This window comes from Streptomyces sp. SAI-127 (genome assembly GCF_029894425.1).
Classification (GTDB): domain Bacteria; phylum Actinomycetota; class Actinomycetes; order Streptomycetales; family Streptomycetaceae; genus Streptomyces.
The window spans coordinates 9,009,733-9,034,308 of record NZ_JARXYJ010000001.1; the positions used below are offsets into that span (position 1 = coordinate 9,009,733).

General features: G+C 72.2%; 23 protein-coding genes and 2 pseudogenes. 6 read left to right on the forward strand and 19 right to left on the reverse strand.

All coding sequences use genetic code 11. From position 1 onward, the window contains the following. The first annotated feature begins 51 nt into the window (after positions 1-51). From M2157_RS41395 to M2157_RS41405, 3 genes are read left to right on the forward strand one after another with little or no spacing between them, the layout of a single operon-like run. Positions 52-747, forward strand: a complete 696-nt coding sequence (locus M2157_RS41395; RefSeq protein WP_059207436.1) for a response regulator transcription factor — start codon at positions 52-54, stop codon at positions 745-747. Next, positions 744-2,204, forward strand: a complete 1,461-nt coding sequence (locus tag M2157_RS41400) for a HAMP domain-containing sensor histidine kinase (protein ID WP_280867710.1) — start codon at positions 744-746, stop codon at positions 2,202-2,204. The genes M2157_RS41395 and M2157_RS41400 overlap by 4 nt, the downstream gene beginning before the upstream one ends. Beyond that, positions 2,201-2,749, forward strand: coding sequence for a hypothetical protein (locus M2157_RS41405; protein ID WP_280867711.1), 549 nt, complete (start codon positions 2,201-2,203; stop codon positions 2,747-2,749). The genes M2157_RS41400 and M2157_RS41405 overlap by 4 nt, the downstream gene beginning before the upstream one ends. Here the strand turns inward: M2157_RS41405 and M2157_RS41410 are convergent. The 5 genes from M2157_RS41410 to M2157_RS41430 form a co-directional block, all read right to left on the reverse strand. Beyond that, entirely contained in the window at positions 2,715-3,113 is a 399-nt protein-coding gene (locus tag M2157_RS41410) for a metalloregulator ArsR/SmtB family transcription factor (RefSeq protein ID WP_059207433.1), read from the reverse strand. The genes M2157_RS41405 and M2157_RS41410 overlap by 35 nt on opposite strands. Positions 3,114-3,268: 155 nt before the next feature. Continuing rightward, the gene (locus tag M2157_RS41415; protein WP_280855993.1) at positions 3,269-3,643 is read right to left on the reverse strand and encodes a hypothetical protein; all 375 of its coding nucleotides are present in this window, start codon (positions 3,641-3,643) and stop codon (positions 3,269-3,271) included. Between the two features lie 267 nt (positions 3,644-3,910). Beyond that, positions 3,911-5,668, reverse strand: coding sequence for a SpoIIE family protein phosphatase (locus M2157_RS41420; protein ID WP_280867712.1), 1,758 nt, complete (start codon positions 5,666-5,668; stop codon positions 3,911-3,913). 91 nt (positions 5,669-5,759) lie between these two features. Continuing rightward, positions 5,760-6,047 carry a hypothetical protein gene (locus M2157_RS41425; RefSeq protein WP_280855991.1) on the reverse strand — a complete coding sequence of 96 codons (288 nt, stop codon included), beginning with the start codon at positions 6,045-6,047 and terminating at the stop codon, positions 5,760-5,762. Then, positions 6,044-6,865, reverse strand: a complete 822-nt coding sequence (locus tag M2157_RS41430) for a phytanoyl-CoA dioxygenase family protein (protein ID WP_280867713.1) — start codon at positions 6,863-6,865, stop codon at positions 6,044-6,046. The genes M2157_RS41425 and M2157_RS41430 overlap by 4 nt, the downstream gene beginning before the upstream one ends. Before the next feature lie 70 nt (positions 6,866-6,935). Here M2157_RS41430 and M2157_RS41435 point away from each other — a divergent pair, with 70 nt between their 5' ends. Beyond that, positions 6,936-7,811 (forward strand): AraC family transcriptional regulator, encoded by an 876-nt coding sequence (locus tag M2157_RS41435; protein ID WP_280867714.1) that lies wholly within the window; start codon positions 6,936-6,938, stop codon positions 7,809-7,811. On the opposite strand, the gene M2157_RS41440 is transcribed toward M2157_RS41435, so the two are convergent. The 4 genes from M2157_RS41440 to M2157_RS41455 form a co-directional block, all read right to left on the reverse strand. Continuing rightward, positions 7,727-8,584 carry a metal ABC transporter permease gene (locus M2157_RS41440; RefSeq protein WP_280868342.1) on the reverse strand — a complete coding sequence of 286 codons (858 nt, stop codon included), beginning with the start codon at positions 8,582-8,584 and terminating at the stop codon, positions 7,727-7,729. The genes M2157_RS41435 and M2157_RS41440 overlap by 85 nt on opposite strands. A gap of 14 nt (positions 8,585-8,598) precedes the next feature. Beyond that, positions 8,599-9,399, reverse strand: a complete 801-nt coding sequence (locus M2157_RS41445; protein ID WP_280867715.1) for an ATP-binding cassette domain-containing protein — start codon at positions 9,397-9,399, stop codon at positions 8,599-8,601. Next, complete coding sequence (locus M2157_RS41450; RefSeq protein ID WP_280867716.1) at positions 9,396-10,337, reverse strand: zinc ABC transporter substrate-binding protein; 942 nt, start codon at positions 10,335-10,337, stop codon at positions 9,396-9,398. Before M2157_RS41450 ends, M2157_RS41445 begins: the two co-directional genes overlap by 4 nt. Before the next feature lie 130 nt (positions 10,338-10,467). After that, complete coding sequence (locus M2157_RS41455) at positions 10,468-10,995, reverse strand: CGNR zinc finger domain-containing protein (protein ID WP_280867717.1); 528 nt, start codon at positions 10,993-10,995, stop codon at positions 10,468-10,470. A gap of 26 nt (positions 10,996-11,021) precedes the next feature. On the opposite strand from M2157_RS41455, the gene M2157_RS41460 reads away from it, so the two are divergent. Next, entirely contained in the window at positions 11,022-11,456 is a 435-nt protein-coding gene (locus M2157_RS41460; RefSeq protein ID WP_280855984.1) for a GNAT family N-acetyltransferase, read from the forward strand. On the opposite strand, the gene M2157_RS41465 is transcribed toward M2157_RS41460, so the two are convergent. The 5 genes and pseudogenes from M2157_RS41465 to M2157_RS41485 all read right to left on the reverse strand — a co-directional run. After that, entirely contained in the window at positions 11,440-12,339 is a 900-nt protein-coding gene (locus tag M2157_RS41465) for an amidohydrolase family protein (RefSeq protein ID WP_280867718.1), read from the reverse strand. The genes M2157_RS41460 and M2157_RS41465 overlap by 17 nt on opposite strands. A gap of 126 nt (positions 12,340-12,465) precedes the next feature. Further along, complete coding sequence (locus tag M2157_RS41470; RefSeq protein ID WP_280867719.1) at positions 12,466-13,728, reverse strand: VWA-like domain-containing protein; 1,263 nt, start codon at positions 13,726-13,728, stop codon at positions 12,466-12,468. Beyond that, positions 13,725-14,942 (reverse strand): AAA family ATPase, encoded by a 1,218-nt coding sequence (locus tag M2157_RS41475; protein ID WP_280867720.1) that lies wholly within the window; start codon positions 14,940-14,942, stop codon positions 13,725-13,727. Before M2157_RS41475 ends, M2157_RS41470 begins: the two co-directional genes overlap by 4 nt. 62 nt (positions 14,943-15,004) lie before the next feature. Continuing rightward, a pseudogene (locus tag M2157_RS41480) lies at positions 15,005-15,778 on the reverse strand (hypothetical protein); the annotation flags it as partial. A 957-nt stretch (positions 15,779-16,735) separates the two neighbouring features. Next, positions 16,736-17,266 (reverse strand): annotated as a pseudogene (locus tag M2157_RS41485) (hypothetical protein); the annotation flags it as partial. A 121-nt stretch (positions 17,267-17,387) separates the two neighbouring features. On the opposite strand from M2157_RS41485, the gene M2157_RS41490 reads away from it, so the two are divergent. Beyond that, positions 17,388-18,545 carry a cytochrome P450 gene (locus M2157_RS41490; RefSeq protein ID WP_280867721.1) on the forward strand — a complete coding sequence of 386 codons (1,158 nt, stop codon included), beginning with the start codon at positions 17,388-17,390 and terminating at the stop codon, positions 18,543-18,545. A 3-nt stretch (positions 18,546-18,548) separates the two neighbouring features. Here M2157_RS41490 and M2157_RS41495 read toward each other — a convergent pair whose 3' ends face one another. Genes M2157_RS41495 through manD form a run of 5 tightly spaced genes read right to left on the reverse strand, consistent with a single transcriptional unit; the run spans position 18,549 to position 24,505 of the window. Continuing rightward, positions 18,549-19,523 (reverse strand): sugar kinase, encoded by a 975-nt coding sequence (locus M2157_RS41495; protein ID WP_280867722.1) that lies wholly within the window; start codon positions 19,521-19,523, stop codon positions 18,549-18,551. Between the two features lie 35 nt (positions 19,524-19,558). Next, complete coding sequence (locus M2157_RS41500; protein WP_280855977.1) at positions 19,559-20,587, reverse strand: L-idonate 5-dehydrogenase; 1,029 nt, start codon at positions 20,585-20,587, stop codon at positions 19,559-19,561. Further along, positions 20,584-21,963 carry an MFS transporter gene (locus tag M2157_RS41505; RefSeq protein ID WP_280867723.1) on the reverse strand — a complete coding sequence of 460 codons (1,380 nt, stop codon included), beginning with the start codon at positions 21,961-21,963 and terminating at the stop codon, positions 20,584-20,586. The genes M2157_RS41500 and M2157_RS41505 overlap by 4 nt, the downstream gene beginning before the upstream one ends. Positions 21,964-22,001: 38 nt before the next feature. Next, positions 22,002-23,300, reverse strand: a complete 1,299-nt coding sequence (locus M2157_RS41510; RefSeq protein WP_280867724.1) for a mannitol dehydrogenase family protein — start codon at positions 23,298-23,300, stop codon at positions 22,002-22,004. Then, positions 23,297-24,505, reverse strand: a complete 1,209-nt coding sequence (gene manD, locus M2157_RS41515) for a D-mannonate dehydratase ManD (protein ID WP_280867725.1) — start codon at positions 24,503-24,505, stop codon at positions 23,297-23,299. The genes M2157_RS41510 and manD overlap by 4 nt, the downstream gene beginning before the upstream one ends. Positions 24,506-24,576: the final 71 nt, after the last annotated feature.

Consider the following 24,576-nt stretch of genomic DNA (forward strand, 5'->3'; position numbering starts at 1 on the left):
TAACGAACCGATAACCCTCCTCCGGGTCATGGTCGTGTGGATACTGTGCGCATGTCACGTGTACTGCTGATCGAAGACGACCCCGCCGTGCGGGAGGGCGTGGCCCTGGCCCTGCGCCGCCAGAACCATGACGTCGCCGCCACCGCGACCGGCGAGGAGGGGATGGACCGGCTGCGGGCCTTCCGGCCGGACATCGTCGTCCTCGATCTGATGCTGCCCGGCATGACCGGCCTGGACGTGTGCCGGGGCATACGTGCCGTCGACCAGACCCTGCCGATCATCATGGCGACCGCACGGGGAGACGAAGTGGACATCGTCGTCGGCCTGGAGGCGGGCGCCGACGACTACGTCGTCAAACCCGTCCTTGCCCGTGTGCTCGACGCGCGCATACGTGCGGTCCTGCGCCGGGCGGCCGGAAGCGCACCCCGCGCCGAGGGCCTGCCGAAGATCGACACCTACGGCGACCTGGCCGTCGACCGGGCCGGCCTGACCGTCGCGCTGAACGGCGAGCCGATCGCCCTCGCCCCTTCCGAGCTACGGCTCCTGCTCACCCTTTCCGCCTCGCCGGGCCAGGTGTTCAGCCGTCAGCAACTCCTCGAAGCCGTCTGGGAGCACGACTACCACGGCGACGCCCGCCTGGTGGACGCCTGCGTCAAACGACTGCGCACCAAGATGTCCGAGCCGCCCCGCGCACCCCGCTACATCCACACCGTGCGCGGTTTCGGCTACCGCTTCGCGGCGCCGTGAGGAAGCGCCGGCTGCGGGGCCTGCGGGCCCGCCTGGTGGTGGCCTTCGGGCTCGTCGCCGCCGTCGCGGCCATCACGACCGGGGCCCTGACCTTCCGCGAGGCGCGCACCGGAGTCCTCCAGCAGAGCCAGGACGCCACCATCAGACAACTGCGGGCCCAGCTCAACCAACATGCCACCGAACTCGCCGTGCCCCCCGAGGAATCGGCGCTGCGGGAGTTCGCGCAGGACGTGGCGGCCACCGAGTCGCAGGGCAGCTGGCGGGTGCTGGTGACCTACGGGGACCTCAGCGGCTCCTCCGCCCCGGGAGACCCCTTCAGCGAGGTGACGCCCGCCCTGCGGAAGGCCGTCGGATCCAGCCGGGCCACCGTCTTCCAGCGCGTGCGCGGCGAGGGGCGCACCTCCCTCGTCGTCGGCATGTCGATCCTCTTCGGCGGCCGGGACACCGCCGCCACGGTCACCGGGGTCCACGTCTTCCTCGTCGTTCCGCAGACCACGGAACAGGCGTACGTCGACGCCCTGGTCACCGCTGTCGAACGGGCCATGGTGGCGGCGCTCGCACTCGCTGTCGTGCTCGCGCTCCTCGCCGCCCGCGGGGTGCTGGTGCCGGTGCGGAAGCTGCGGTTCGCCACCCGCAGGATCGCCGAAGGGCGCCTGGACACCCGGCTCGCGGTCAACGGCTCCGACGAACTCGCCGATCTGTCCCACACGTTCAACGAGACGGCCGCCGCCCTGGAGACGTCGGTGGCCGAACTGCGCGAGATGGAGGCCCGGGCCCGCCGCTTCGCAGCCGACGTCTCGCACGAACTGCGCACCCCGCTCGCCGCCATGTCCGCCGTCACCGACGTTCTCGACGAGGACGCCGCCCGGCTGGACCCGGACACGGCCACCGCGGTCAGGCTCATCAGCGAGGAGACCGTGAAACTCGCCCGTCTCGTCGACGACTTGATGGAGATCTCCCGGTTCGACGCGGGCGCGGCGGTGCTGCACCTGGACGAGATCGACCTCGCCGAGTCGATCCGGCGCACCCTCGCCTCCCGAGGCTGGACGGACACGGTGGCAACCGAGCTGCCGCCGCCGCACGCGGTACGCGGACGCGTCGACCCGCGCCGACTCGACGTGGTCGTCGCCAACCTGGTCGGCAACGCGCTCAAGCACGGCGACCGCCCGGTACAGGTGCGCCTGAGCGGCGGCGACGCAGTGGCCGTCATCGAGGTACGGGACAGCGGCCCCGGCATCCCCCCCGACGTCCTGCCCCATGTCTTCGAGCGGTTCTACAAGTCGGACACCGCCCGGATCCGCTCCGAGGGCAGCGGCCTCGGTCTGTCCATCACCGCCGAGAACGTCCGCATCCACGGCGGCACCGTCCGCGCGGCCAACCACCCGGCGGGCGGGGCCGTCTTCACCGTAGAACTTCCGCTGTGGCGGGACGAGTCGCCCGAGGAGAACCCGTCATGAAGGCCCTGCGCGGCGTCCCGCTGCTGACGCTCCTCGCGCTCACCTCCTGCGGGATCCCCGCGACCGGAGTGGTGGAGGCCGGCGGTCCCGCGAGCGGGACCCTCCCGATGACGCCGGTCTACTTCGTCGAGAACGGCGCACTCGTCGCGACGCGCCGCACGACCACGCGGCCCGGTGACCCCGAAGCGGCGCTACGCCTGCTGATGGCCGGTCCGCTGGCCGGGGAGGGACGCCTGGACGGCCTCTCCTCCGAGGTACCGGGCGTGCCGACCGCCATGGCACTCCCGCCCGCCACCGACGAGCCCGGGAACCCCGACCCGCCCGCGCCGGACACCCCGACGGTGACGGTGAAGGGGGACGCGATGACGATCCGGCTCCCCCCGGGCATGGACAAGTTGAGCGACATCGGGGTACGGCAGATGGTCTGCACGGCCGCCGCCGCCTACCGCCTCACGCGTCCGTCCGACGCCACGGTCACCGCCGAAGTGACCGACGGCGGCGGGCGGCGGGTCACGGCGTCGGACGAGGGCTGCCCCGACCGGTGAGGAGGCTCCCCGCGCCGGACACTTCGGCCGCGGTGGTGTCGGCCTGCTGAAGCTGGCTCAGGAGCTGGTTCTGGCCCGCCAGGAGCTCCGTGAGGATGCGGCGGGCGGCGCGCAGCAGCTCGGCGACGTCGCCTCCGGCCAGGGCGTAACTCACCGTGGAGCCTTCGCGGATGGAGACGACGATGCCGGAGCGCCGCAGGACGGCCAGCTGCTGGGAGAGGCTGGAGGGCTCGATGTCGATGTCGGCGAGCAGGTCGCGGACGGGCACGGGCCCGTGCTGCAGCAGCTCCAGGACGCGGATGCGCACCGGGTGGCCGAGCATGCGGAAGAAGTCCGCCTTGGCCTGGTAGAGGGGGACGTGCATGGGCGCTCGCTCGCTCCCTGCCGGACGGTACGGGGTGTCGGTGTCAATCCTTCTGGTCGGGGACGCCGAGCGGCCACGGTTTCGACTCATGTGGATGTGGCGACTTGAAGAAGTCTTCACATCGTGGGCGCGCGGCGTCCCTGACCGAGAGCGCGCTAGATCTCCAACTGCTCCTCCACGCGCTTGAGTTGGTGCCGGGCCATCGCCAGGTTCGAGCGGGCCTTGTCGAGGACCAGATAGAGGAACAGGCCGTTGCCGTTGCGGCCGGTGACCAGGCGGATGAGGTGGTACTGGTTCTCGAGCGTGATCAGGATGTCCTCGATGTTGCTCTTGAGCCCCAGCTGCTCCATGGTCCGGACCTTGGCCCGGATGACGTCGGTGTTGCCTGCCGCCGCGACCGTCATGTCCAGGTCCTTGCCGCCGCCGAGGGTGCCCAGCGCCATTCCGCTGGTGTAGTCGACCACCGCGGCCGCCATCGCCCCTTCCGTCCCGGCCGTCATCTCCTTCAGTGACACTTCCACACTCGCCACGGTGCCTCCCTTTGTGCCTGCGGATCGCGGCGGGCCCGTGGGTCGGGTCCGTCCGCCGGATGCCGGGACCGTATGCGCACGGCGGCGGCAGGGCGCGGCGTCTTCGGGACTGTCCCTCGTTGACTGAACGCCATGCCGAAGAGACAGTCCCATGGGCCACAACTGGCCTTCAGCGGACGGAAGATGACGCCGGAACCGGACTCCGGGGCTCCGGTCGAAGGGCCTGGGCGACACGGGGACTCCTCATACGTCACCGGCCGCGCCGCCTTATCGCGTGCGCGCCGCCAGAAGCGTGACGTCGTCCTCCGAGTTGGCCGGGGCCAGCCGGTCGAGGACGGTGTTCAGGATGTCCGGCAGCGCGTTCCCGGCGGCGACGGGTGCGTGGGTGAGGGTGGCGAGGCCCGTGTCGATGTCCTCGCCGCGCCGCTCCACGAGCCCGTCGGTGTAGGCCAGCAGCAGGGTGCCCGGCGGCAGCGGGCAGTGCCGGCTCTCGTGTCCGCCGAAGCCCGTGCCGAGGGGAGGGCCGACGGGGAGGTCCGCGAGTTCGGGGGCCGTGCCCGGCCTCACCAGCAGGGGCGGGACATGGCCGGCGGTGGCCAGGACGGCGAGTTCGGCGCCCGGGTCCAGGAGGACCAGCACACACGTGGCGACGCGGTCCAGGTCGAGCGCGTGGGCGGTACGGTCCGCCTCGGTGAGCAGCCGGTCGGGAGGGAGCCCCTGCAGGGCCAGCGCCCGGAGCAGGGAGCGGTACTCGCTCATGGCCGCGGCGGCCCGCACCCCGTGGCCCATGACGTCCCCGACCACGAGCAGGGTGCGCCCGGCGGGCAGCGCGACGGCGTCGAACCAGTCGCCGCCGACCTCGGCACCCCGCCCGGCGGGCAGATAGCGGCTGGCGATCTCCACGCCCGGACCCGGTATGTGCGGGGTGGCCAGGAAGGCGCGCTGCATCTCCAGCGCGGTCTCGTGCTCGTGGGTGTAGCGCAGGGCGTGGCCGATGCCCGTCGCGGCCCGCGCGGTCAGCAGTTCCAGAAGCTCGGCGTCGTCCGGCGTGAACTCGGGGGAGTCCGCCCTGCGGCCGACGATGACGGCGCCGACGGGTTCGCCGGCGACCATGAGCGGCAGGTAGGCCACGGAGTGCAGCTCCAGGGCCCGGTAGCGCTCCAGCCGACGCCGCGTCGGGGCGAGCAGACGCACGGTGTCGTCGTCGGGCCGGTTGAGCACCACGGGTCTGTGTCCGGTCAGCACCTGGGACATCGACGAACTGGCCTGGTGGAAGATCACCTCACCGCTTCTGGTCACAGGGTTGAAGGGCTCGGGCGTGCCGGGCGCGGCGGCCACCGCCATGCGCCGCAGCCGCACCGGGACGGGGGTGGCCGGGGCCCGGCGGGTGCCCTCGGGGTCGAGCACGTCCACGGCGGCGTAGTCGGCGAACCGCGGGACCAGCAGGTCGGTCAGCGCCCGGCAGGCCTCGGCCGCGTCGAGCGTGCGGCCGACCCGGGCGGCGGTCTCCTCCAGCAGTTCGAGTCGCTCCTGGGCACGCGTGAGTGACTCGCGCTGCCGGATGCCGTCGGTGATCTCCATGACCATGGCGGCGACACCGAGGATCTCGCCGTCCTCACCCTCGAGCCGGTGGAAGGCGCCGAGCCACCAGCGCGGTACGTCCACCGTGTCGTCGGGCGGCCGGCCGTCGAAGACGACCGTCTGCGGCCGTCCGGTACGGAGTACCTCGCGGGCCACCTCCGCAGAGGGCCCGGAGCCGGGGATCACCTCCGGCATGGGACGGCCGAGGTGCTCCTCGACGGGCAGCCCGTTGAGCCGGGCCAGGGTGTCGTTGAGGTACAGATAGCGCAGGTCCGCGTCCAGGACCGCGACGGCCGCCGGTGTCCCGTCCAGGAACCGGCGGGCCGTCCACAGTTCGTCCAGCACCTGCCCCGTCCCCGCAACCCGGACCGCCTCCGACAGCTCCCGCAAGGTCTCCGACGGGAGGAAGGGGGCGGAGGGCGCGGACAGACGGGGATGGGTCATCTGGGGTGATTCCTCGAGAGGCCGGAGTCCGATTCGTCATACTTACGGCGTATTGGACCATATTTGCGGTTTCGAGGCTGTGAGCTGGGTCTCATCCGCCGTTCACGAGCTTCTCGAAGAAGAACTCGTGCTTGAGGAACGACGTCTCGTGCTCGGTCCCCGGATACGGCGGGACGAGCTGCGCGGCCTGGAAGAGCCGCCAGCCGTCCTGCAGAGCGGCGACGCCCGTCTCGTACGGCGGCTCGTCGCTGTCCCCGGTCGTAGGGCGCGTGGCCCCCGTGCCGTCGTAGCGGGCCCAGCCGAGGACCCGCGAGTCGAGCGCGGAGGTGTCCAGGTACAGGACGAGGACCTGCTGGCGCAGGGTGTTCGAGAGGGTCACGCCTTGCTCCTCTGTGCGGCGGGCCGGTTGGTGATGCGGGTGGCCCAGTACTCGATGTCGAATGCGGGATCGCCGGACAGGGCACGCCACAACCTGACCCGGTTGAGGATCTCCAGCCGGCCGGTGGCCTGCTCGTACCAGGGGAAACCGCGCCCCAGTTCCTCCCGGACGGCAGGCGCGTCCAAGTCCGCCGTGTCCCACAGCCGCACCTGGGGCACGGTCGGGTTGAAGCGGATCTTGTACATGTGCCGGACGGTGTCGCTGTCGTTGCGCCGTCCGCCGTGCCAGATGCCGTGGTGCAGCAGTACGACCGTGCCGGCCGGGCAGGTCAGCCGGGTCTGGCCGCGCAGGTTCTGGTAGCGGCCGGTGTCGGACTCGTTGGTGCGGCGCAGATGGCTGCCGGGGACGATGAGCGTGCCGCCCATCTCCGCGGTGACCTCCTGCGGGTAGTACATGAGCTGGACGTCGAAGGCGTCGGACCGCAGATCGATGACGGCGTCGGCGTGCAGCGGCTGGGCACTGCCCTCGCGCGGCTCACGGGTGTGCACGAAGTGGTGGTCGACGGTCGGATCCGGGCCCACCAGACTCTCCAACGCCCCCGCGACGGCGGGCAGTTCGACGAGCCGGCGGGCGAAGGAGCCGTCCGGGAACGCCTTCGGTACGGGAGTCCCGTACGGCACGGAGGGCAACCCCGCGGCGAAGACACCGAGCGCCTCCTCGTTCATCTCCCGGGGCACGATGCCGTCCAGGCGCAGGAAACCGTGGGCCACGAACCGCGCCACCCGGGCGGAGCTCAGCAGCTGTCGTGTGGTTGGCATACGGCAACCGTAGGAACAGTCACCCGGGAAGTAGTGGGCTGTAATCGGCGACCACTGGTAATTTTCCACCATGACCCAGCACGTCGACCTCACCCTCGACCTGCCGCCCCACGTGGAGAACGCCGGCGTCGGCGTGCACGGCTCCGCGGGCCCGCACGACGTGTTCCGGCTTCCACGGCTGTGGCAGCTCCATCTTTACGGCTACTCCGGCACCCTCGAGCTGGGCGGCTCCCGGCACCCGATCCGCCCGGGGCACGTGAGCCTCGTCCCGCCCGACACCGAGGTGCACTTCCACTACGACACCACGCGCTGCGAGCACCTGTACGCGCACTTCCGGCTGCCGGGCGACGGCGAGCGGCGCCGGGTCCCGGTGATGCAGGACGCCGGTGCGGACGCGGCGGTGCTGACCGGGCTGCTGCGGCAGACGGTCGCCGCGAGTGCGCAGTCCTCGGCCCGGGCCTCAGCCGAACTGTGGACGGTGCTGTGGCGCACGACCGGCCTGACCGCCGCCGACGAGAACCGTCCCGGCTCCCGGCATCCGGCCCTGCGGACGGCCGTCGCCCACATCGAGGAGCATCTGGCCGGGCCTCTGAGCGTCCCCGGCATCGCCCGCGCCGCCGGGGTCTCGCACACCCATCTGACCCGGCTGTTCCGCGAGGACACCGGATACACGGTCGTCGGCTACATCCGGCGCCGTCGCACGGAACGCGCCCGGCACCTGCTCATCGCCTCCACGCTGGCCATCCCGGCGATCGCGGCGACCGTCGGCATCCCCGACCTGCAGGCCTTCAACAAGGCCTGCCGCAAGGAGCTGGGCGCGTCGCCGCGGGCCGTACGGGAGGGGCTCGGACAGAGCGTGACTCAGGCCGGAGTCGGCGCCGGGGCCGCACGCCGGGCGCCCCAGCGCCGGGTCCGGTATCTGCCGACCGCGGCGCAGACGACGTAGAGGATGAACGAGATCGTCGTGACGTACGGGCTGATCGGGATGCTGCTGCCCAGGGCCAGCAGGATGCCGCCCTCGATCGACGCCATGGCGAAGACCACGCTGAGCAGGGGGAGCAGGACCGGTGACGCGGTGACGCGGGCGGCGGCCGCGGCCGGGGTGATCAGCAGGGAGAGCACCAGCAGCGCGCCCACGACCTGCACGGACAGGGCGACCGCCAGGCCGAGCACGATCATGAAGGCGAAGGAGAGCCCGCGCACCGGGACTCCGCGGGCCTCGGCCACGTCGGGGTCGGCGCTGGCGAAGGTGAGCGGGCGCCACATCACCGCGAGGGCGATCAGGACCACCGCGGAGGTGACGAGGAGCCAGGTCGTCTGCGGGGTGTCCACGGCGACGATCTGTCCGGTGAGCAGGCCGAACTTGTTCGCCGCCCGCCCCTTGTAGAGGGCGAGGAAGAGCACCCCGAGGCCCAGTCCGAACGGCATCAGTATGCCGATCACCGAGTTGCGGTCACGCGCGCGCGTGCCGAGCAGGCCGATCGCGCCGGCCGCCAGGAGGGAGCCGGTGATCGAGCCCGCCACGATGTTCATGCCCAGCAGCAGGGCTCCGGAGGCGCCGGCGAAGGACAGTTCGCTGATGCCGTGCACCGCGAAGGGCAGGTCGCGCATCGCGACGAACACCCCGGCCAGGCCGCCGACCAGGCCGAGGGCCGCGCCGGCGATGAGCGAGTTGCGGACCAGGACGAGGAGTTCGCCGTAGTTCTCGAAGTCGAACATCTGGTGCCAGACGCTCACTGGTGGACCTCCTCCGGCACGTGGTGCGCATGGTCGTCGAGGGCGCCGACCACCACGACCCGGCCGTGCACACGGACGACGTCGACCCGGGTGCCGTACAGCCGGGACAGGGACGCCGAGGTGAGGACCTCGTCGGGGGTGCCGACGCGGTGGCCGCCCGGCGCCAGGTACAGCACCCGGTCCACCAGACCGAGCACCGGGTTGATCTCGTGGGTCACGAACACCACCGCCGTGCCGTGGGAACGGCGGCGGGCGTCCACCAACTCAGTGACGGCGCGCTGGTGGTGGAGGTCCAGGGAGAGCAACGGCTCGTCGCACAGCAGGATGCGGGGATCGGTCGCGAGGGCCTGTCCGATGCGGACACGTTGACGCTCGCCGCCGGACAGCAGGCCGAGCGGGACGTCGGCGTACGCCGAGGCACCCACCGAGGCGAGGATCTCCTCAACGCGCCTGCGCACGGCCGCTGTTCGCAGGCGCGGTCCGAAGCGGTGGCCGTCGATGCCGAAGCGCACGAGGTCACGGGCGCGAAGCATCGCCTGCGCGGACAGGGCCGCCTGCTGGGGGACGTAACCGATGTGCCGGGCGGCCTCGCGGGGAGAGCGGCCCAGGACCGTCAACTCCCCTGCGGACAGCGGCTGCCGGCCGAGCAGGGCCCGGACGAAGCTGGTCTTGCCCGCTCCGTTCGGGCCCAGCACGGCGAGGAACTCCCCTGGGTGCACGTCGAGTGCGAGGTCGCTCCAGACCGTGCGCGGACCGTAGGAGAGAGTGGCCCCGCGCAGGCTGATGACCGCGCTCACTTGGCCAGTGCGTTCGCGAGCGCGTCCACGTTGCCGGTCATCCAGGCGAGGTAGTTCTTGCCGCTCGGCAGGGTCTCCGTCACCGGGACCACCGGGATGCCGGCCGCCTTGGCCGCCTGCTCGGACTTCTCGGTCTGCGGGCCGGAGGTCTGCGCGTTGTAGACCAGCGCCTTGACCTGCTTGTCGGTGAACAGGGCAAGGGTCTCCTGGAGGACCTTGGGGGAGACGTCGTCGCCCTCCTCGATGGCCTCGCTGAACTCCGCGGGCGTCTTGTCGACCAGCCCGCTCGCTCCGGTCATGTACAGCGGCACTGGCTCGGTGATGGCGATCGCCTCGCCGCCGTGCTCCTTCTTGATCTGCGCCTCCTTGGCCTCCAGCGGCCTCAGTTCGGCCTTGAATGCGTCGGCGTTCTTCGTGTACGTCGCGGCGTTCGCGGGATCGGCCTTGCCCAGGGCGGCCGCGATGCGGTCGGCGATCTTCGCGACCGTCGGGAAGTCGTACCAGACGTGCTCGTTGAGCTCGCCGCCCTTGGGAGCGGTCCTGCCGGAGACCTTCACCGCGTTGATGACCTCGGCGGAGGAGTTGCCGGCGCTCTCGAGCATCCGGTCCACGAAGTCGTCGTAGCCGCCGCCGTTCTCGACGACGACCTTCGCCTTCGACAGGGCCAGCTGGTTCTGGGTGCTGGCCTCGTAGGAGTGCGGGTCCTGGTCGGGGTCGCTGATGACCGAGGTGACGGAGACCTTGTCGGCGCCTATGCGCGAGACGATGTCGCCGTACACGTTGGTGGAGGCGACGACGGCGACCTTGGACGAGGCGGCCGGGGCCGCGGAGGCATTCCCGTCGCTCCCGGAGTCCGAGGAGCTGCCGCAGCCTGCCAGCAGGGTGACGGAGGCACCGACGAGCAGCACCAAGCGGCGGGATGACGGGGACGTGGACATGGATCCTCCAAGCGCGGTTCTGATTGCCCCGTCACGCTAGATGGAAATGATTGTCGTAAACAGGTCTGGCGACCGGTATGTGAAAACCGTTGCCAATAATTGACTCGTCCCTGGTCCGGACCTCGTCTGTTCAGTCCGAGGACGCGGTGCGGGCCCGATGGCGGCGGACCGCGTCCCGGTTGGCGCAGCGGGGGGAGCAGTAGCGCTGCCGGCCGGTGCGAGAGGTGTCGGCGAAGATCATGGCGCACTCCGTCACCTCGCAGCGCCGCAGGCGGTGCATGCCGCGTCCCGCCAGGTGCAGGGCGGTGCCCACGGAGATCAGGGAGTACAGCACGTCACCGAGCGACTGGCCCTCGTCGCGGTAGTGCAGATGCCACCCCGTGCCCACGTGGTTGGTCATCCGCGGATACGCGGCGGCCGTCGCCAGCATGCGGTTGAGCAGTTCGGCGCGCTCCTCCTCGTCCGTGGCGTCGACCACCTTCTCCCACGCGTCCAGCACCTCCCCGGTGCGGACCAGGTCCGCCGGGGTGACCGGACCGTCCAGCACCACCCCGGCGGCGAGGCAGCGGTCCGCGAGCTCCGTGACGTCGGCCGGACGCCGGTTGGCCAGATCCGCGGCCAGCTTCACGGGATCCTCGCCGTAAGGGTTGAGATGCACAAGGGCATTACATCAGTGTGGTCGGTATGGGACAAGGCACCGGAAGCTCAGCCGCCGTACGGCAGGCGGTGGAGTACGACCTCGTGGAACTCGTACGTCTGCAGGCCCTGCGATCCGGGGATCTCGACGGCAACGAACTGGACTCACTGGCCGTGGCGCTGTGGGAGCAGCTCACCGCGGACGACGTGCGCGTACTGGTGGTGGACGCCGAGGACGAAGGGCTGGCCGCCTGTGGCATCGGCGCCATCGACCGACACCCGGCCCGACCGGGCTTGCACAGCGGCCGGACCGGGCACGTCATCGGAGTCGTCACCGATCCGGACCACCGGCGGCACGGCCACAGCCGGACGGTCATCGGCGGCCTGCTCGCCTGGTTCCGGGACCGCGACGTCTCCCGGGTGGAACTGCGCGCTCCCGTGGAGAACGCGCCCCTCCATCGCGCCGTCATTCCTTCCCGGTGAGCAGTCGCCGCGGGTTGGCGATACGGAAGGCGTAGGCCGCCGCTCCGCCGAGCCCATGACCGGGGTGCTGCGGCGGCTCCGCGTACGGCCGGTCCGAACCCTGGACCACGGCGTCCACGCCCAGCGCGCGCACCACGGACTCGACGGCACGCGGCCCGTACGAGGACGTCTCGACGAAGACCAACGGGTCCGGCTCCGTCCCGCCGTCCCCGCGCGCGGCGAACCGCTCCCCGTGCAGCGGGGCGAGCCCGGCCAGCAGCGCGAAGCAGACCCGCAGCCGCGGATGGCGGGGACGGCCGTAGGCGCGGAAGGCGAACCAGGCGGCATGCATCTGCTGGACGTAGGGGACCATCGCGGGCCACCAACCCGGCCCCTCGGAGCCACCGGCCGCGGGCCCCGGGTGCACGAACAGCGGGAGGTCGCGCTCTTCGAGCAGCTCGAGCAGGGGGGCACACCGGGCGTAACCGGCCGCGTCCGCCAGGGCGTCGGCGGGCAGCTGGAGGCCGGCGAACCCCTGGTCGAGACAGGCCGCCGTCGCCCTGGCGTCGATGTCCCGCACACAGGCGGCGGCCCACGCCCCGAACGGCGCGGGGAGCGCGGCCGCGCCCTCGTGATAGGCGTCCAGCAGCGGCCGTGCCTCGGCCGCGGGCAGCCACTCCACGCCGATCGGCGCCGAGAGGGAGACGAGCGCGAGGCCGAGCCCGTCGGTGGCGGCGAGTTCCGCGCGCCGGGCCGCGTCGTGGTCGGCGGGCGGGAGGCCGTAGGGCGGCTCGCCGTCCAGATACAGCGTCCAGCCGTCCAAGTACGGTGGCTCGCGGCGCGCCCTCAAGGCCGCCACCAACTGCGGACTCCACAGATGCTGGTGTACGTCGACATTGGTCATGTCGCTCCTCCCACCCAGGCCCGCGATGTGCTCCGGACTCCCCGGCCCCCATGATCTCGTGGCCGACCACCTCCACGTCCACCCCGCGGCGGCCGTGAGGTCGGCCGGCCTGCTCGGAACCGTGGCTCACCGAGCTCCTGACGCCGAGCCGATCTCCACCACGCGGGCCCAGGCGGGCGGTGAGTCCGGCACGTACTCGGGATGGTTCTCGCGTCGTGCCCTCCCCGGCCGGGGGAACAGACCGATCACCGTACGGCATGAGGGCCGCGCGCTCGGCCAGGGTGTCTGCCCGTCGGTCAAGGCCACGACGACGTCCGGACGGGGCCGCGAGCGCAGCGCCTTCTCGAAGCCCGTGCGCAGATCCGTACCCCCGCCGCCGATCAGCGGGATGCCCTCGGCCCGGCACAGCGGACGCACGACCCCGGCCGCCGCGTCGCACGACAGCACGTTGACCAGATCACGTCGGCCGCCCACGGCGTGGGAGATCGCGGCGACCTCCAGGAGCGCGCTGCCCAGTTCACCGTCGCTGACCGAGCCGGAGGTGTCGATGATCACGCAGACCCGCGGCGGCCGGCGCCGCAGGCTCGGCAGCACCGCGCCGGGCACGCCCGCCGAGCGCCGCGACGGACGGCCGTAGCTGTAGTCGTCGCCCGCGCCGGAGCCGGAGACCGCCGAACGAAGTGCCGCGCCCAGCAGGTCCCGCCACGGCTGCGGCGGATGGAACGCCTCCTCCGCCCACCGCCGCCAGCCCTGCGGGGTGTTCCCCGGATGCGCCTTGATGCCCTGTGCCACCCGGAAGCGGACCGCGTCCCGCTCCTGCTCGCTCAGACCGTCCGCCCCGTCGGAGCCCAGGTCCCACTCGCGTTCCAGGCCGTCGGCACCGCTACCGCAGTCCAGCCACGACAGGTCGAGGGTGAGCGGCCCGAAGCTGATCCCGCTCAGATACTCCTCCATCAGCTGCCCCTCGGGCAGCTTCAACCGCCAGGGCCGGACGGCGCCTTCGGGCGCGACCAGTCCGTCGCCGTACACGTCGTCGTTGATCTCGCAGTCCGCGGCGATGTTCATCCGCAGCCGGTCCCCGACACCGGTCAGCCCGCGCTCCCGGGCCACCCGGTCGCCGCGCCCGTGGTGGTCGCGCAGCAGATGGGACACCTCGTGCACCCACACGCCCGCCAGCTCCTCCACCGGCATGCGGTCCACGAACGCCGGTGAGACATAGCACCGCCAGTGCCGGTCGACGGCCATCGTCGGCACCTGCTTCGACTCGACGGTGTGCAGGGCGAACAGCGCGGTGGCCAGATAGGGGCGGGCCCGGGCGGCGTGGAGACGGGCGGCGAAGAGCTTGTCGCGGTCCAGGTGTCCCGCCTGTTCGGGGGCGTTCGTGCTCATCGGCGGGCCTTGGAGGCGACTGCCGCCCGGTCTGCCCGCCGGGACAGCGCCACCGTCCCGGCGAGCCTCTCGATCGCCGCCGGCACGTCCCAGTTCTGCTGCCGCAGCGAGGCCAGCGTGGTCGCGGGCACGACCACCAGGTCCGGGGCCCCGGTCTCCAGCGCCCGCACCAGCACCGCCCACGCGGAATCCCAGCGGGTCCGGTCCGGACGGGCGCGTACGGCAGCCACCACACCGTCGAGCACGGCCTGCCGCAGGTCTCCCCGCTCGGGCAGGACGGCCCCCGCGGGATCGGCGAGCACGTCCTCCGGGTCCGGGAGGTCCAGCCGGTCCAGGCTCGCCAGCAGCTCCAGCCCCGGGCCGTCGCCCACCGTGCCCCGGACCAGCGAGGAGAGAACGTCCCGCGCGGAACCGGCCGCGGTCGCGAAGGCGATCAGGGACAGGGTCATGTCCCAGCTCCGCGGCGACGGCCAGGGTCCGCCCCGTCCGGTCTCGTTGGTGGGCAGCCGGTGCACGAGCGTGGGCCGCGCGGCGAGCAGCCCGCACACCGCGCGGCGGGCGAAGTCCACGGCCTGAGGCAGCTTGCGCGGGTCGAGCCGTGGCAGGGTGGCCCGCGGCCAGGTCCCGCCGAGCCCGCGTACGACGGTCTCGTGGTCGTGGGTCCACTGGAGATGGACGAACCGGTTGGCCAGCGGCGGGCTCAGCTCCCAGCCGTCGGCCGCCGAGGACCTGGGGTTGGCGGCGGCCACGATCCGCACACCGGGCGGCAGCCGGAGTGCGCCGATCCGCCGCTCCAGGACGAGCCGGAGCAGCGCGGCCTGGACGGCGGGCGGAGCGGTGGACAACTCGTCCAGGAACAGCAGCCCCCGGCCGGCCCGCACCAGCCGTACCGCCCAGTCCGGCGGGGCCATCGGCACGCCCTGGGTGGCGGGATCGTCCCCGACCACGGGCAGCCCCGAGAAGTCGGACGGCTCGTGCACGCTGGCGATCACGGTGGTCAGCGGCAGGTCCAGGGCAGCGGCGAGCTGGGTCAGGGCCGCGGTCTTGCCGATGCCGGGCTCACCCCACAGCAGTACGGGCAGATCGGCGGCCACGGCCAGGGTGAGGGCCTCCAGCTGGGAGTCGGGGCGCGGTTCGGTGGTGGAGTCGCGCAGAAGGGTCAACAGGTCGGCGGCGACGTCGAGTTGGGAGGGAGCAGGGGCAGTCATGGGCATGAGTGATCACCTATGGGCTAGGAGTGGGCCAGGAGGAGGGGACAAGTTCCCCGGTGGAGGATTCAGGTCGCGTGACGCGGATGGGTACGCCGGTTCCGGGGGTCGCGACCGCTCGGGCGCGGTCGGAACCAGGTGGGCCCTGGCCCTGTCAGGCCCGCCCTGAACAGGCCGTATGTGATGCGCCGTAGCGCGGCCGCCTCCAGTTCGTCCCGGAGGGGGCCGGTGCGCAGGAGCGCCTCGGGGCCGAGCAGTCCTTCCACGACGGCCAGGGCGCCGGCGGTGTCGCCGTGCACGAGACGTTCGCGGACACCGGCCAGGCAGTGCGGACGGCGGTGTGCCTCGTCGATCGCCTGGAGGCAGGGGAGCGGGGTGCCGGTCAGCGCGACTAGCAGTTCCTCCCGCCGGATCTCGTCCGGGTCGTGGTCCAGTGGGGCCAGCACCCCGTCGACCAGGCCGATCCGATGTCGGGCTCCCCGGCACTCCACGAGACGCGGTCGTCCCGGCCGGTCCGGGGTGCGGCGTGGTCCGGTGGCCGTGCGGTCGGGTGCCAACGCGGCGGCGACCAGGGGGTGCAGCCGTTCCGCCTCGATCGCGCCGGCGCGCAGCAGTCGGAGGTCGGGCAGCACCCAGGTCGCCGCGTCCGGCAGGACGGGAAGCGCGGAGACGGTACCGGCCGAGGGAGTCGGCACGGGACGCATCACGTCGTCGTCCGCGGCGAGCTCCAGCACCAGCCGGTGCCGCCCACCGAGCCGCACCAGCACGACTCCGCCGGTCCGTCCTTCGGCCGCGAGCAGTATCCGCGCCTCCGCCGCCCACCGGTCGACGGCACAACCGGGTGGGACCATCAACTCCAGCTCATGGAGAGCAGGTTGACGGGACCGCGAGCGGAACGAGGGCTCACCAGCCTCCGAACCTTGCCGCATCTCATCGGTTCCGGTCTGGTCGGGGCTTTCACCGGTTCTGGTCTGGTCGGGGGTGTGTCTGGTCGCGGTTCGGTGGTGGCCTTGGCCGGTTCCGGTTTGGTCGTGGCCTTGGCCGGCTCCGGTCCGGTCAGGGGGGTGGTGGGTTCTGGTCCGGTCGTGGTCTTCACCGGTTCTGGTCTGGTCGGGGGTGTGTCTGGTCGCGGTTCGGTGGTGGCCTTGGCCGGTTCCGGTTTGGTCGTGGCCTTGGCCGGCTCCGGTCCGGTCAGGGGGGTGGTGGGTTCTGGTCCGGTCGTGGTCTTCACCGGTTCTGGTCTGGTCGGGGGTGTGTCTGGTCGCGGTTCGGTGGTGGCCTTGGCCGGTTCCGGTTTGGTCGTGGCCTTGGCCGGCTCCGGTCCGGTCGCGGGTCTGATGGGTCCTGGTCCGGTCGTGGCCTTGGCCGGCGCCGGTCCGCTCGTGGGGCTGACTGGTTCCGGTCCGGTCGTCGTCTTCAGCGGCTCCGGTCCGGCCGCGGAACTGACCGGTCCCAGTCCGGTCGTAGCCTTCACCCGCTCCGGTCCGGACTCGGATATCACCGGCCCCGTCCGGGTCGTGGACTTCACCGCACCGGTCCGGCTCCCGCATCTCACCGGTCCCCGACCGTTCCCGCATCTCGCCGGCCCCGTCCGGGTCGTGGACTTCACCGCACCGGTCCGGCTCCCGCATCTCACCGGTCCCCGACCGTTCCCGCATCTCACCGGCCCCGTCCGGGTCGTGGACTTCACCGCACCGGTCCGGCTCCCGCATCTCACCGGTCCCCGACCGTTCCCGCATCTCACCGGCCCCGTCCCGGTCGTGGACTTCACCGCCCCATTCCCGCACCCGCACCTCCCCGGCCCCCGACCGCCCCCGCAACTCCCCGACCCTGCCCGCATCCCACAGATGCCGGTGCAGATCCAGCCGGAACCGTCGGTTCGGACGCGGGTGGGGATGGCCTACGGCGTCGGCCGTGGACCGGGACCACAGCGCGAGGCTGATGCGCTGCCCGGCGTCGGCCCAGGCGGGCGCGGTCCGGGCCACGAGATGCACAGGGCCCTCGGGTGTGTCGTACTGGGCCAGTGTCAGGGTCACCCCCGGCCGCAGCAGCCCGTCCGGGGCGATCCTCGGCATGTGCCAGCGCAGCAGGTCGGGAGCGAGGGCGCGGAGATCGGACCGGACCCGGGACGCCAGCTCCCGGCCGTGATCGCGTGCCACCGCACGGAGATTGAGATCGACGTCGAAACCAGCGGCGGCACACGCCCCCGCCCAGTCCCCGGCGAGGCGACGGGCGGTCGCGGTCTCGATCATGGAGGCCGGCACGGCGAACTCGCGCACGCGCGGCCAGAAGGATGTACGGATGTCCTCGTTCGCGGTCGAAGTGAGCATCAGCACTCACCTTGCGCGGACGGGACCCCCAATCGTTCAGGAGTGTGAGTCGTCATCGTGGAGCAGCGTAGGCCGCCCCACGCCCATCTGCCACGTATTTTCCGCCGGGTTAGCCTGGAGCGTGATCGGATTCCCGCTCGGCGCCACCACCACGCTGGCCGAACTCGCCAGTGATCCGCATCCGCGGCTGGCCCGGCTGCGTGCCCACGAACCCGTCTCCTGGCTGCCCGAACTGAACGGTTGGCTGGTGACCCGGCGCGATCTCGCGCTCGACGTGATGCGGGACGCCGAGACCTTCACCGTGGACGACCCCCGCTTCTCGACCGCCCAGGTCGTCGGCCCGAGCATGCTCTCCCTGGACGGCGACGCACACACCCGCCACCGCGAGCCGTTCACCGCGCCCTTCCGCCCGCGTGAAGTGCGGGACGGCTTCGCCGGGTTCATCGAGCGGGAGACCGACCGCCTCGTCACCGCACTCGAACCGGCGGGCGCCGCCGAACTGCGCCGCGGTTTCGCCGGCCCGCTCGCCGTCGCCGTCGTCACCGAGGCACTCGGGCTGGTGGGCGCCGGCACGGACACGGTGCTCTCCTGGTACGACGCCATCGTGCGGACCGTCTCGGACATCACGGCGGGCCGTACGGCCGGACCCGCGGGACCGGAGGCGTACGCCGAGCTTCGGACAGCGGTCGAGGCCACGGTCGCCAAGGAGGGCACCACCTCGCTCCTGACCTCCGCCGCGGACCGGTTGACGCTGCCGGAAGTGGCCTCCAACGCCGCGGTGCTGATGTTCGGAGGCATAGAGACCACCGAGGCGATGATCACGAACGCATTGCTGCATCTCCTCCGGAATTCCGACCAACTCGACTTGGTGCAGGCCGACTTCGCCCTGCTGGACGGTGCGATCGAGGAGTCCCTGCGTCTCGAACCCGGCGCGGCCGTCGTCGACCGCTACGCCACCCGGGACATCACTCTCGGTCCGGCTCCGATCCGCAAGGGTGACCTGGTCACCGTCTCCCTGACGGGTGCCAACCGGGACCCCGCCGTCTTCCCCGACCCCGACCGCTTCGACGTCCGCCGCGCGAACGCCCGCCTCCAGCTGGCCTTCGCCCACGGTCCCCACTACTGCCTCGCTGCCCACCTGGCCCGCCTGGAGACCCGCATCGCCCTGCGGCACCTGCTCGACCGTCTCCCCGCTCTCCGCCTCGACCCGGACCGCCCCACGGCCCCGTACGGCCTGGTCTTCCGCAAACCACCCACCCTGCACGTGCTCTGGGGATGACCTTCAGCGCGGTGCCGTCGCCGCCCACGCCTCCTCGTCCAGCGCGAGGCAGCGGTCGGTCTCCGCGCGCGTCGGCATGACGGGCACGTCGTCCCGGGTGCGCAGCGCGGCCGCCGCGGCCAGATGCCCCAGCCGGAGCCGGTCGCGTTCGGCGCGGTCCTCCAGCACCCCGGCCAGGTAACCCGCCGCGAACGCGTCGCCCGCGCCCACCGGTTCGACCACCTTGGTGGGCAGCGAGGGCACGAAGGTCCGCGTCCCCCCGGCGTACGAGGTCGCCCCGGACCCGGCGTCCTTGACGACCACGACGGGCGCGGGGGCGAGCAGGCCGGCGATGTCGTCGGGGCGGGCGGTGCCCCACAGTTCCTCGGCCTCGTCCCGGCCGACGAAGACGATGCCGGCGGCGCGGGCGAGCGTCAGCAGCCGCCGGGAGGCCCTGCCGTCGCGCCACAGTGCGGGCCGGTGGTTGACGTCGAAGGAGACGAGCCCGCGCCCCTCCGGCCGGGCCAGTACTGCCTGCAGCAGCCGGTCGCAGCTCTCGGACAGGGCCGCGGCGACGCCGGAGAGATGCACGATCCGGGCCGCGCGAACTGCGGGGTGCCGGGCCAGTGACGGGCCCATCGCGGTCGCGGCCGAACCACCCCGGTAGTAGTGCGTACGGGTGCCGCCCGGGCCGGGGTCCTTGAAGTAGACCGCCGTCGGACGCTCCGGGTCGGTCTCCACGGCGCTCACGTCCACGCCCCGAGCGCCGAGTTCGGCCAGGATGCGCCGGGCGAACGGGTCGTCGCCGAGGCGGCTCAGCCAGGCGGCGCGGTGCCCGAGCCCGGCCAGCCCGCAGGCGACGTTGGACTCGGCACCGCCGACGGCCACCCTGAGCGTGTCCTGCTCGGCGAGCGGACGGTCGTCCGGCGGGCCGAGGACGACCATCGTCTCGCCGACGCACACGACGTCGGCGGGGTGGGACTGGAACGGATCGGACACGAAGGACTCCTGGGAAGGACGGACACGAAGGACTCCTAGGGAGCCAGCCGCAGCATGACCTTGCTGCTTCCGCCGGCCGGATCGGCGGCCACCGCCAGGGCCTCCTCCGCCCGCTCCAGCGGGAAACGGTGGGTGATCAGCGGACTCACGTCGAGCCCGTCCCGCAGCGCGCCCAGCGCCTCGTCGATCTCCTCGACGAACCGGTACGAGCCGATCCAGGTGATCTCCCGGGTCACCAGGTCGCCGAGAGCGGCCGGCACGGCCGTCCCGGGCAGGTTGCCCACCTGCACGACGGTGCCGCCGCGAGCCGCCGCCCGCAGTACGGGGCCGAGCGCGGCCGCCGCCCCGGACGCCTCGAAGACCACGTCCACGTCCTCGGGCAGCCCCTCGCCGGCGGACAGATCACATGTGTCGTCGGCCCCCATGGCACCGGCGATCTTCAGGGAGGAGGACGCCAGGTCGGCCGCGACGACGGTCTGTGCCCCGTGGAGCCGGGCGGCCGCGACGACGAGCGAGCCGATCGGCCCGCAGCCGTTGACGAGGACCGTACGGCCCCGCAGTCCGGGCACCCGGCCGACGGCGTGCAGCGCGACGGCCAACGGCTCGGCGAGCGCGCCCTGTTCGGTGCCGACCCCGTCGGGCAGCGGCCGGATCTGCGCCGCCGGGACCGTCCGGTACTCGCTGAACCCGCCGTCGGTGTGCGGATCGAAGGCCGCCGAGCCGAAGTAGCGGACGCGCGGGTGGAGATTGGTCCGCCCCGCGATGCGCGCGGGAAGCGTCCCGTCGCCGACGAGCCGGGCCGGATGGACGGTCACCGGCTGCCCTTCGCCGAGTCCCGTGACCCCGTCGCCCACCTGGGCGATCCGCCCCGCGACCTCGTGCCCGAGGACCAGCGGGTGGGTGAGCGCGGCGGTGCCGGACGCACCCTTCCTCCAGTACGCGATGTCGGAGCCGCAGATGCCGCCCCACTCCATGGCCAGCAGGACCTCGCCCGGTCCCGGCACCGGACGTTCCCGTTCGTCGATCCGCACGTCACCGGGACCGTGCACCACGACCGCCCTCATACGGCGTCCTCCAGCCGGACGAGGTCGCGTCCGCGTGTCTCGGGCGCGAGCAGCGCGCTGACGAAGGTGATGAGCGAGTAGACGACGAGCATCGCCGCGATGGGCCACCAACTGCCGGTGACGGCCGTCAGCGTGGCCGCGAGGACCGGGCCGATCGCGGTGGCGAGGATGCCGCCGATCTCCTTGGCGAGCGCGAGCTGGGTGAACCGGGTGCGGGAGCCGAAGAGTTCGGCCATCGTGACGCTCTCCAGGGAGAACAGCCCGAGCACACCGACGTTCAGACCGAGGACCATGCCCAGCATCACGCCCGCGCTCGACCCCGAGGTGATCAGGAGCATCACCGGGAACGCGACGACCGCGGTCAGTGCGGTGAGCGCGAGATACAGCGCACGGCGTCCGAAGCGGTCGCCGAGCCGGCCCACCAGCGGCACGGTGACGAACCCGAGCAGCGAGCCGTAGACGATCGCGTCCGTCGGCACGGACCGGCCGACCGCGAGGTTGGTGGCGATGTACCCGACGAGGAACGTCTGCATCAGCCCGGAGTTGCCCGCCTGCCCGAACCGCAGCCCCAGCGCGAGGAAGAAGGCCTTGCCCTTGCGCTGCCGTATCCCGGCCGCCAGGACATCGCCCTCGTGCGCCGCCGCGATCACCTCCTCCTTGGCCATCGCCACCCCGTCCACCACATCGGGACGCTCCTCGAAGACCGGGCTCTCCTTGAGGCCCCGGCGCAGCCAGAACGCGAACAGCATCAGCACGAAGCTCAGCAGGAACGGCAACCGCCAGCCCCAGGACAGCAGTTGGTCCTCGCTGAGCGTGGCGAGGAGCACCGCCCACAGACCGGAGGCGGCCAGGGTCCCGGAGTTGGTGCCGAGCGACACCAGCGAGGAGACCAGACCGCGCCGCTGGACGGGGGCGTACTCGGCGAGGAGCACGGTCGCCCCGGCGATCTCGGCACCCGCGCCGAACCCCTGGACCAGCCGCAGCGCGACGAGCAGCATCGGTGCGAGGATGCCGATGGACGCGTAGGTCGGCAGCACGCCGATGAGCGTGGTGGACGCGCCCATCAGCAGGATCGTCAGGTAGAGGACCCTCTTGCGGCCGATCCGGTCGCCCATCCGGCCGAAGTACACGGCCCCGGCGAGCCGGGCGACGTATCCGACGCCGTAGGTGGCCATCGCCGCGATCAGTCCGACGGCGGGGCTGACGTCCGGGAAGAAGATCTTGTTGAAGACGATCGCGGCGGCCAGCGAGTAGAGCTGGAAGTCCATGAACTCCATGGCCGTGCCGAGCCAGCCCGAGACGGCGGCCCGCGCCAGATCTCTCGTGGTCCGCTCGGCGGATGGCGTCCGCTGAGCGGCGGTGACGCTGTCCTTCATCGTGAACTCCGTTGTTCGGGGACGAAAGGTGAGGGGAGTCAGATCTCGATGCGCCCGGCACGAAGGGCGGGCAGCCGGTCGGTGACGGCGGCGGTGAGGGACTCGTCGTCGGCCAGGTCCGCGGCCCCTACGGACCGCAGGAGGGCCGGGATCGGCTCTTGTGCCGGCAACGCCCAGGCGGCGAGGGCGAGTTCGAGCACCGGTGTAGCGGCGCCACGCCCCCGTAGGTCCCGCAGGGCCGGCAGCCAGCGTTCCCTGACCTTCAGCGGGCCGTCGGTGCCGATCTGCCGCAGCAGGTGCCGCATCGCCGGGTTGCGGAACCGTACGACGAGAGCGTCGGCGTACGAGAGGGGGTCCGGGCCGCCGGCGGGAAGGGTGGGGGAGACCTCCGCGCACAGGGCCCGTACGAGGTGTTCGCCCCAGTCGGACGCCATGGTCTCGGCGATCGTGTCGAGGCCCGCGGCCATGCCCAGACAGGCCAGCGCCGAGTGGGAGCCGTTCAGCAGCCGCAGCTTGGTGAGTTGATACGGCGTCACGTCCGGGACGAGGAGCGCGCCGTCCCGTTCCCAGGGCGGTCGTGGCCCGGCGAAGGAGTCCTCCAGGACCCACTGCCGGTACGGCTCGCCCGTGACGGGGAGGGCGTCCTCCAGCCCGAGCGCGTCAAGGGCTCCTGCCCGGTCGGCCTCGCTCGTGGCCGGCACGATCCGGTCCACGACCGTCGCGGGGAAGACGACGGCCTCGGCCATGCGGTCCAGGATCACCGAGCGGTCCGGCCACTCGCAGTCCTGCACGAAGTCGCGCAGGACCCCCTCGAGCACGGCCCCGTTGTCCGCCATGTTGTCGCAGGACACGACACTGACGGGCGGTGCCCCCGCGCGCATCCGGGCGGCCAGTCCGGTGGCGAGCCGCTCGATCACCGGGGAGAACGGCGACCGCTGATATCCCTTCTCGGTCACGGTCAGTGTCACCACCGTCACGGCGGGGTCCGTGAGCAGCGCGTCGACCTTCTCGGCGTCCGGCCCCATGGCCAGGGCGTCGACCACCGAGCCCACCACCCGGCAGTGGTTGCCGTCAGGCCTGCGCTCGGTGAGCGAGTACAGACAGTCCTGCTCCCGCAGCGCCCGTGCGGTCCGGGCCGACCTGGGCGCGACCGCCGTGATGCCCCAGGGCTCCCCGGAGAGCGCGGCGGCCCGCTCGGTGTACACCGCCTGGTGGGCCCGGTGGAAGGCGCCGAGCCCGAAGTGGACGACCCGCGTGTGGAGTTCGGCGGGATCGACCAGGGGCCGCAGCTCGGGCGCGAGCGCCGAGACGGTCGTACGACTCAGCGTCTCGCTCACCAGTCGTGCACCGACCCGTCGCGACGGCGGGCGACCGGGAGATAGCGCCGCTGGTAGGGGAAGCGCTCGGCGGCCTTCTCGTCGTACTCGACGCCGAGCCCCGGCTCCTCGGAGGGGTGCAGCATGCCGTCGGCGAAGGTGACGCCCGTGCGGAAGACCTCGGCGGTCTCGGCGGGGTGGCCCATGTGCTCCTGGATGCCGAAGTTGGGCACGGCGAGGTCGAGGTGCACGGCGGCGGTCATGCTGACGGGGGAGAGGTCGGTCGCTCCGTGCGAGCCGGTGCGGACCTGGTGGAGTGCGGCGAGGTCGAAGATGCGCCGCAGGTGGGTGATGCCGCCGGCGTGCACGACCGTTGTGCGGACGTAGTCGATGAGCTGCTCGGTGATGAGGTCCTTCACGTCCCAGATCGAGTTCATCACCTCGCCGACCGCGATCGGTGTCGTCGTGTGCTGCCGGATCAGCCGGAACGCCGACTGGTCCTCGGCCGGGGTCGGGTCCTCCATCCAGAACAGCCGGCAGCCCTCGACGCTCTTGCCGAACCGGGCCGCCTCGATCGGCGTGAGCCGGTGGTGCACGTCGTGCAGGAGGTGGAAGCCGAAGCCGAAGCGTTCGCGCACGGCCTCCAGATAGGTGGGCGCGAAGCCGAGGTAGGCCTCGGTGTCCCAGGGCTGCTCGTCCGGCAGGTCGGTCGCGGCGGGCTCGTAGACCGTGCCCTTGCGGACTCCGTAGGTCCCTCCGACGCCGGGCACGGCGGCCTGCGCGCGTACGGCCTTGTAGCCCAGCTCCAGATAGCGCTCGACGTCGTCCAGCAGGGACGGGACGTCGGTGCCGCTGGCGTGGGAGTAGACGAGGACGCCGTCCCGGGAGCGGCCGCCGAGGAGCTGGTAGACGGGCAGGCCCGCGGTCCTGCCCTTGATGTCCCACAGCGCGGTGTCGACGGCGGAGATCGCGGTCATGGTGACGGGACCGCGCCGCCAGTAGGCGCCCTTGTAGAGGTACTGCCACATGTCCTCGATGCGCGCCGGGTCCCTGCCGATCAGCAGCGGCACCACGTGGTCGCGCAGATAGCTCGCGACGGCCAGCTCGCGGCCGTTGAGCGTGGCGTCGCCGAGGCCGACGACCCCGTCGGTGGTGGTGATGCGCAGCGTGACGAACGTACGCCCCGGGGAGGCGACGAACACGTCCACGCGCTCGATGCTGCTCACAGACCCTCCTTGGTCGCGAAGTACTTGTATACAAGCAGCTGTCGCGGAGAGTCGCAATACTTGTGCGGTGG

Coding starts and splice junctions, on each gene's coding strand:
- M2157_RS41395 (WP_059207436.1), top strand. CDS start 52: ATGTCACGTGTACTGCTGATCGAAGACGACCCCGCCGTGCGGGAGGGC.
- M2157_RS41405 (WP_280867711.1), top strand. CDS start 2,201: ATGAAGGCCCTGCGCGGCGTCCCGCTGCTGACGCTCCTCGCGCTCACC.
- M2157_RS41410 (WP_059207433.1), bottom strand. CDS start 3,113: ATGCACGTCCCCCTCTACCAGGCCAAGGCGGACTTCTTCCGCATGCTC.
- M2157_RS41420 (WP_280867712.1), bottom strand. CDS start 5,668: ATGACCCATCCCCGTCTGTCCGCGCCCTCCGCCCCCTTCCTCCCGTCG.
- M2157_RS41430 (WP_280867713.1), bottom strand. CDS start 6,865: ATGCCAACCACACGACAGCTGCTGAGCTCCGCCCGGGTGGCGCGGTTC.
- M2157_RS41435 (WP_280867714.1), top strand. CDS start 6,936: ATGACCCAGCACGTCGACCTCACCCTCGACCTGCCGCCCCACGTGGAG.
- M2157_RS41440 (WP_280868342.1), bottom strand. CDS start 8,584: ATGTTCGACTTCGAGAACTACGGCGAACTCCTCGTCCTGGTCCGCAAC.
- M2157_RS41450 (WP_280867716.1), bottom strand. CDS start 10,337: ATGTCCACGTCCCCGTCATCCCGCCGCTTGGTGCTGCTCGTCGGTGCC.
- M2157_RS41460 (WP_280855984.1), top strand. CDS start 11,022: ATGGGACAAGGCACCGGAAGCTCAGCCGCCGTACGGCAGGCGGTGGAG.
- M2157_RS41465 (WP_280867718.1), bottom strand. CDS start 12,339: ATGACCAATGTCGACGTACACCAGCATCTGTGGAGTCCGCAGTTGGTG.
- M2157_RS41470 (WP_280867719.1), bottom strand. CDS start 13,728: ATGAGCACGAACGCCCCCGAACAGGCGGGACACCTGGACCGCGACAAG.
- M2157_RS41475 (WP_280867720.1), bottom strand. CDS start 14,942: ATGCCCATGACTGCCCCTGCTCCCTCCCAACTCGACGTCGCCGCCGAC.
- M2157_RS41500 (WP_280855977.1), bottom strand. CDS start 20,587: ATGAGGGCGGTCGTGGTGCACGGTCCCGGTGACGTGCGGATCGACGAA.
- M2157_RS41505 (WP_280867723.1), bottom strand. CDS start 21,963: ATGAAGGACAGCGTCACCGCCGCTCAGCGGACGCCATCCGCCGAGCGG.